The 6,025-nt window shown below is 33.9% G+C and carries 5 protein-coding genes; 1 reads left to right on the plus strand and 4 read right to left on the minus strand.

The annotated features are described in order from the left end of the window. Positions 1-294 precede the first annotated feature (294 nt). The 4 genes from QBK95_RS22365 to tnpA form a co-directional block, all read right to left on the minus strand. Positions 295-726, minus strand: a complete 432-nt coding sequence (locus tag QBK95_RS22365) for a T6SS immunity protein Tdi1 domain-containing protein (protein ID WP_280936792.1) — start codon at positions 724-726, stop codon at positions 295-297. Then, the gene (locus tag QBK95_RS22370) at positions 723-1,127 is read right to left on the minus strand and encodes a hypothetical protein (protein WP_280936793.1); all 405 of its coding nucleotides are present in this window, start codon (positions 1,125-1,127) and stop codon (positions 723-725) included. Before QBK95_RS22370 ends, QBK95_RS22365 begins: the two co-directional genes overlap by 4 nt. Before the next feature lie 334 nt (positions 1,128-1,461). Next, the gene (gene tnpC / locus QBK95_RS22375; protein WP_280936794.1) at positions 1,462-2,610 is read right to left on the minus strand and encodes an IS66 family transposase; all 1,149 of its coding nucleotides are present in this window, start codon (positions 2,608-2,610) and stop codon (positions 1,462-1,464) included. A 143-nt stretch (positions 2,611-2,753) separates the two neighbouring features. Further along, positions 2,754-2,927, minus strand: coding sequence for an IS66 family insertion sequence element accessory protein TnpA (gene tnpA, locus QBK95_RS22380; RefSeq protein ID WP_280936806.1), 174 nt, complete (start codon positions 2,925-2,927; stop codon positions 2,754-2,756). A gap of 1,309 nt (positions 2,928-4,236) precedes the next feature. Here tnpA and QBK95_RS22385 point away from each other — a divergent pair. Beyond that, on the plus strand, positions 4,237-6,025 hold a 1,789-nt coding region (locus QBK95_RS22385), incomplete at its 3' end, for a BspA family leucine-rich repeat surface protein (protein WP_280936795.1).

Raw genomic sequence — 6,025 nt, forward strand, 5'->3', positions numbered from 1 at the left:
CCTGTATCACAAAACAATGTGGGTGAATCCGTATTATTGATATCACATTTTTATAGCAAGTGACCAGGTTTATTATAGCTTATAATCATACAGATGCTGGTGACGGCTCTAGAAGCTGATCACATATAGGATGCGGAGCAAGTTATAAAGTATTTAAATGTTGACAATTTGCAACAAAAGGAAGAGAATTGCCAACATTTAAACACTTCAAAGTAATCATTATGAGATAATTTAAATAGAAATATTAACTTTGGAAAACTGAACTAGTGCTTTTCATAGGACAAATTGTTGTGCCTAGTTTTTTATGTTCAATTTTATCTTCTGTCCGTTTTTCAGATCCTTTATTTGAAACCCTAAATCTCCACTAAAAGAAATTAGTTCCTTAAAGTTTATTTTTCCAATGTTGGATTTGTCGTATTTTCCTCCAATAACTGCGGGCATTTTTAAACAGTATTTTTGGTTTTCTGTTAATTCTCCAAGTTCTGATTTTGCAATTACCACAAGATTTATCATTTCCCAATCTTCGATAAATTCAGAGTCAGTAGAAAGTCGGTCAAACTCTGATTCTGATTCCGCAATTTTTTCACAACTAATTTCTTCGGGACAGATTCTCCAATATTTGTTTTTATCCGTTTTGAAAATCACGTTACCAAAGTCATTTGTCCGAATAATTTCGGTCGCATTAAATCCTTTCCAATTCCAAGCGTTATTTATTTCGACAATCATTTTATCCATTCAAAATCAAGTACATCCCGTAATTTGTTCAGACTTTCTTTCGATAAGAATCGAAAAGTCAACCCAATAAATGCATATCTAATTATTAATGTTTGTCCAATTACGACTAAAATTAAGATTGGCGAAAATTCCTCAGCTCCACTTACAGTTATTGCTACAAGTCCAATTATTGGGAATAGTAAAAATATACTCAATAAAATCCTGAAGACTTTATGGATTTCCACTTTCACGTTTCCGCTATCAGATTCAATTGTTCCATTCATCACGCAAAATGCTCCTTTACCAATTGCCGATGATATTAGTTTAAATTCATTTCCGTTTATAATTCCGCGAAATGATTTGTCGGTATGCGAAGAAGTCAAATTTTCAGACTTTTCTGTTCTCCGTTTCAATCGATTGAGCGTTTCTCCTTGGTCATCGATAAGTTTAAATTTCAATTCTTTGGTTGGAAATATTTTCATTTTTCAAATTAGGCACAACAATAGAATAAAGGATATATGTCCTTTATATTCCATGTATGTTTATTTACAAATCTAGGGGACTTTTGATTAACTTAAAACTATTAACAGCCACTTGAGTATATATTTCTGTAGTTTTTGACCCATCTTATTTTACACATTATTGGAAAAACAAAAAGGGACAAGTATATCTTTTCTGCTATGAATATGGATTTCTGGATATAAAAGAGAAATATCTCTTGGTAACCTGGCAAGACTATATGAACAGTTAATTACTAACATTGACTTGGGGCATCTTCCAATGGTTAGGTAATAATTCATATAATCGATTTGCTTTACATTCTTGTATGTTTTCTAATACATCTTTAAGCCAACTGTAGGGATCTATATTGTTAATTTTACAACTGGCAAACAAAGAATATAGTATTGCAGCTTTTTGAGCTGCTCTATGAGAACCAGAAAACAGATAATTCTTTCTGCCTAAAGCAAGTGGTCTGATAGTGTTTTCTACCAAGTTATTATCAATCTCATAACATCCATCAGCAATGTATCTTTTTAGTTTATCCCATAATTTTAATGTATATCCAATGACTTTTCCAATAGCGCTTTTAGGCAGTATTTCAAGAGCCTGTGCCTTAAGCCAACTTTCTAAACTATCTAAAATTGGAGCAGCATATAATTTGCGGTAACGTTTTCTCTGTTCAGCTGAACTTTCACGTTTCCTTGCTTTTCGCTCTATAGCGTATAACTTTTGAATTTGTTCCAATACATAACTGGCTCTGAATGCGTCCTCATTCAGTGCTTTTTCAAAATATCTTCTGGCATGTGCCATACAGGCCAATAAAATAATATTTCCTTTTGTATTTAAGTTTGCATATCCAGAATATCCATCGGTTTGAATAATGCCATTATACTCTTGTAATAATTCCTCTGGGACATTTTTTGACCTACTAGGAGCGTACTTAAATAAAACCAATCGTTCTAATGGAGCGTGGTGTGCCCAGTGATAATCCATATGAAGCTTTCCTTTTTTAGAAGTATCCTGAACTCCGATAGGAGATTCATCTATCTGAAGGTAGCTACTTTTTAAAAGTTCTATTTGCAAAGTATCATATAAAGGTTCCAATAACTTAGTAGTTGAATTAAACCAATTACATAATGTTGCTCTGCTAATATCAAGATGTTGGCTTTTAAATATTTGTTGCTGTCTGTAAAAAGGTAAATGATAAACAAATTTGCTAACCATAATATGGACTAGTAATCCAGCTCCTGCATTACCTTTTGGAATTGGAAGTGATGGAAGTGCCCCAATTACTATTTTAGTATCTTCTGGCACTATATACTTAGGGCGAACAATTCTTCTGACAAAAATACTGGAAGGGTTATATTCTAATATTTCCGTAACTTCTTTGATCAAGTAACTTACATTATCACGCTTGTCAGTTGGCCTTAAAGCTTTTTTTCGATCAAATCCTTTAAAGCGTAATTCTGGTGAGCCAGTTCTGCATACATTTGCTTGTAACGAGAAAGTTCAGATTCCATTTCTTTGAGCTTTTTAAGCTAAGGAGCATCCATACCCCCAAACTTACTTTTCCAGTTGTAAAAAGTGGCTGCACTTACTTCATGCTCTTTACAGAGTTCTTTAACCGAAACTCCTGATTCGTGTTGCTTCAAAACCTTAACGATTTGTACTTCGCTTAATCTACTTTTTTCATGTCCTAAATTTACAGTTATTTTCTAGTTCCAACTGTAGCGAATTTTAGGGGTGCTTACAACTGATTTTCAAACCTTAAACAAACACATTTTTCACAAGCCAAAAGAAATATTTCTTTTGGCTTGTGAAAAATGTGTTTATAGTATACATTCAAAAAACAACGAATATTTAATTTTTTTAACAGGAAAACTAGTTTTTACTTGTTCAAATAATAATGTTTTTCAGTTAAATACTGCTTGGTTGACCAAATTTTATAATATGTTTTAAGTTGTTGATATTCAAATTTATAAGTTGTTTTTTTTCTTGTTTGTAGATAAAAAATAGACGGTTTGATTATTTGAATAATTTATAAACAACTGTTAAAACATTAAGAGAGAGTACAAGCAAAACAAAATTGTTTAGCTTTTTTAGAACTTTAAAACATGTAAATATCTGTTTGTTAATGTGTTAAAAAACAAAAATTCATAAACAAAACTTCCAGTTTTAATGTGGATATGTTAAAAATCGCCAAGTGTTTTTGTTTTCTTTTTAACATGAATAATGGTAAAAACGTAGTTTAACTACTGTTTTGTTATGTGATTCGTGTTAAATTAATACATAAATTAGTATGGTCTTAATGATTTGTTAATTGTTTATAATTGTCGATTCATAAAATCATACCTAATTCATCATAAAGAAATCATACCCCACAATTTGATGAATTGTTATTGTAGTTGGCTAGCATTTTAACGAATTATCAAATTCATTGAACTAATATTAATAACCTACTTACATCATTGGACTAACAGAAGCTCAACTTCATATTGTATAAACATTGTAATACAATGTTTATCATCTTTCCATCATGTAAATAAAACAGTTTTTATATAAAAATTGGGTTAATAATATTTATTTCAAAGGCAAAATAACCCTGCAATTGTATGGCTTTGGCGAGACAACAAATGCAGGTTCTATAAACGATTAATTAAAGAATAATTAACCATTACTATGATTTTATTCTATCCTTTTATTTATGATATTAATTTTAATCGTCAATTACGATTAACGAATAATTACTTACAAAAGTATACAGACTTCTGTTATTCTGAAAGTAAAAGAAATGTCAATCATCAAAATAAATACGTTTTTGCTGTATTTATTTTGCGTTCTGACGCAAAACCATCTGGTAATAGACTATCAAAATTCTTCACATATCAATACGACTTCTGGGGTGTGCTAAAAAAACGTATCGACAGTACAAACTTACAAAGTAATATAATAAGAAGGAACATGTAATACTATGGTTCCTTTCGCAGAGTACAACAGTATAATGTTATTAAAACATTGCCTATGAAAAATTTTACCCAATTCCTCAAAACGAAAGTAAAATTGCTTTTTGAGCAATTTAAAAGTGAACTTTTTTACAAGTTATCAATTCTCGGTTTATCCAATGGATATAATGTTTTACATGCCAAAGTAAATTTAACGGGGATTAGTTTAAATCCTAAGAATAATATGCAAAACAAAGCAAAAAGTTTAAATGCTACTTTTAAGATAGTCTTAATTGTATTGAGCTTAGTTTGTACTGAAAATATCTTGGCTCAGGAATTTATTACCACCTGGGATACCACTCTCCCTGGCTCATCAGATGTTAATTCAATCAGAATCCCGGCTGTAGGAACCTACGATGTGGATTTGGGAAATGATGGCAGTTATGAACTACTGGACCAAACCGGAACAATTACCATTGATGTTACATCACATGGCTATGCTAATGGTGTGATACAGGTAACTATGAGGAATGCCATTTCTGCAGCGGGAAACCTACAACGTATTGTTTTTAATAATGGAGGGGACAGGCAAAAAATCCTTGATATCAATCAATGGGGTAGTAGTATCGCCTGGACTTCAATGAGCCAAGCATATTATGGTTGTACCAACTTGGATATTACAGCAACCGATGCACCGGATCTTTCCGGAGTAACCAGTATGAATGAGATGTTTCGTGGTTGCACCTCGCTAATTGGTACTCCTGCGTTCAATACTTGGAACGTAAGTAATGTGACTAGCATGTTCAGAATGTTCATTTTCGCCAGTGCGTTTAACCAGGATATGGGTAATTGGGATGTAAGTAATGTAACTAGTTTCTCTGAGATGTTCCGGGATACTCCTGCTTTTCAAGGAATCAATCTAAACGGGTGGAACAATCGATTCAATGCATCCAATATTTCAATGTTCGGAATGTTTAGAGGCGCCAATACATTGACGGGCGATATCTCTGGATGGGTCACTACCAACGTGACCAGCATGGCAGAGATGTTTCGGGGGAACACTACGTTTAATCAGGATATTGGCAATTGGGATGTAAGTAGTGTAACTAGTTTTAGATACATGTTCTTGGATGCCGCTGCCTTTCAGGGAACCAACCTGCAACTATGGAACAGTCGGTTTAATGGGACCAATATCTCCATGTTTGGAATGTTCAGAAATGCCGATGCCTTAACGGGCGACATTACGGGCTGGGTCACCACCAATGTAATCAACATGGCAGAGATGTTTTGGGATAATGGCCCCTTTAATCAGGCCATAGGCAATTGGGATGTAAGTAATGTGACTACCATGTTCAGAATGTTTACGAATACCTCCATATTTAATCAGGACTTAGGCAACTGGAATGTGAGTAGTGTAACTAACTTTACCGAAATGTTCTTGAATGCCGCAGCGTTTCAAGGAACCAATATGCAGCTATGGAACAACAGGTTTAATGCCAGCCCCATTTCTATGTTTGGGATGTTCCGGAATGCCAATGCCTTCAATTCGGATATAACGAGCTGGGTGACTACCAACGTAACCAACATGGCAAGAATGTTTGAAAGCAACGGTGTCTTCAACCGGGAGATCGGCAATTGGGACGTAAGCAACGTGACCACCATGAACAGGATGTTCAGTGGCGCGACTGTTTTCAATGCGGATTTAGGCAACTGGATGCCTACTAGCTGTACAGATTTTAACTTTATGTTCAATAGTGCTTTGGCTTTTCAAGGAACCAATATGCAGCTATGGAACAACAGGTTTAATGCCAGCCCCATTTCTATGTTTGGGATGTTCCGGAATGCCGATGCCTTCAATTCGGATATAA

It is taken from the genome of Aquimarina mycalae (assembly GCF_029906345.1).
GTDB lineage: Bacteria > Bacteroidota > Bacteroidia > Flavobacteriales > Flavobacteriaceae > Aquimarina.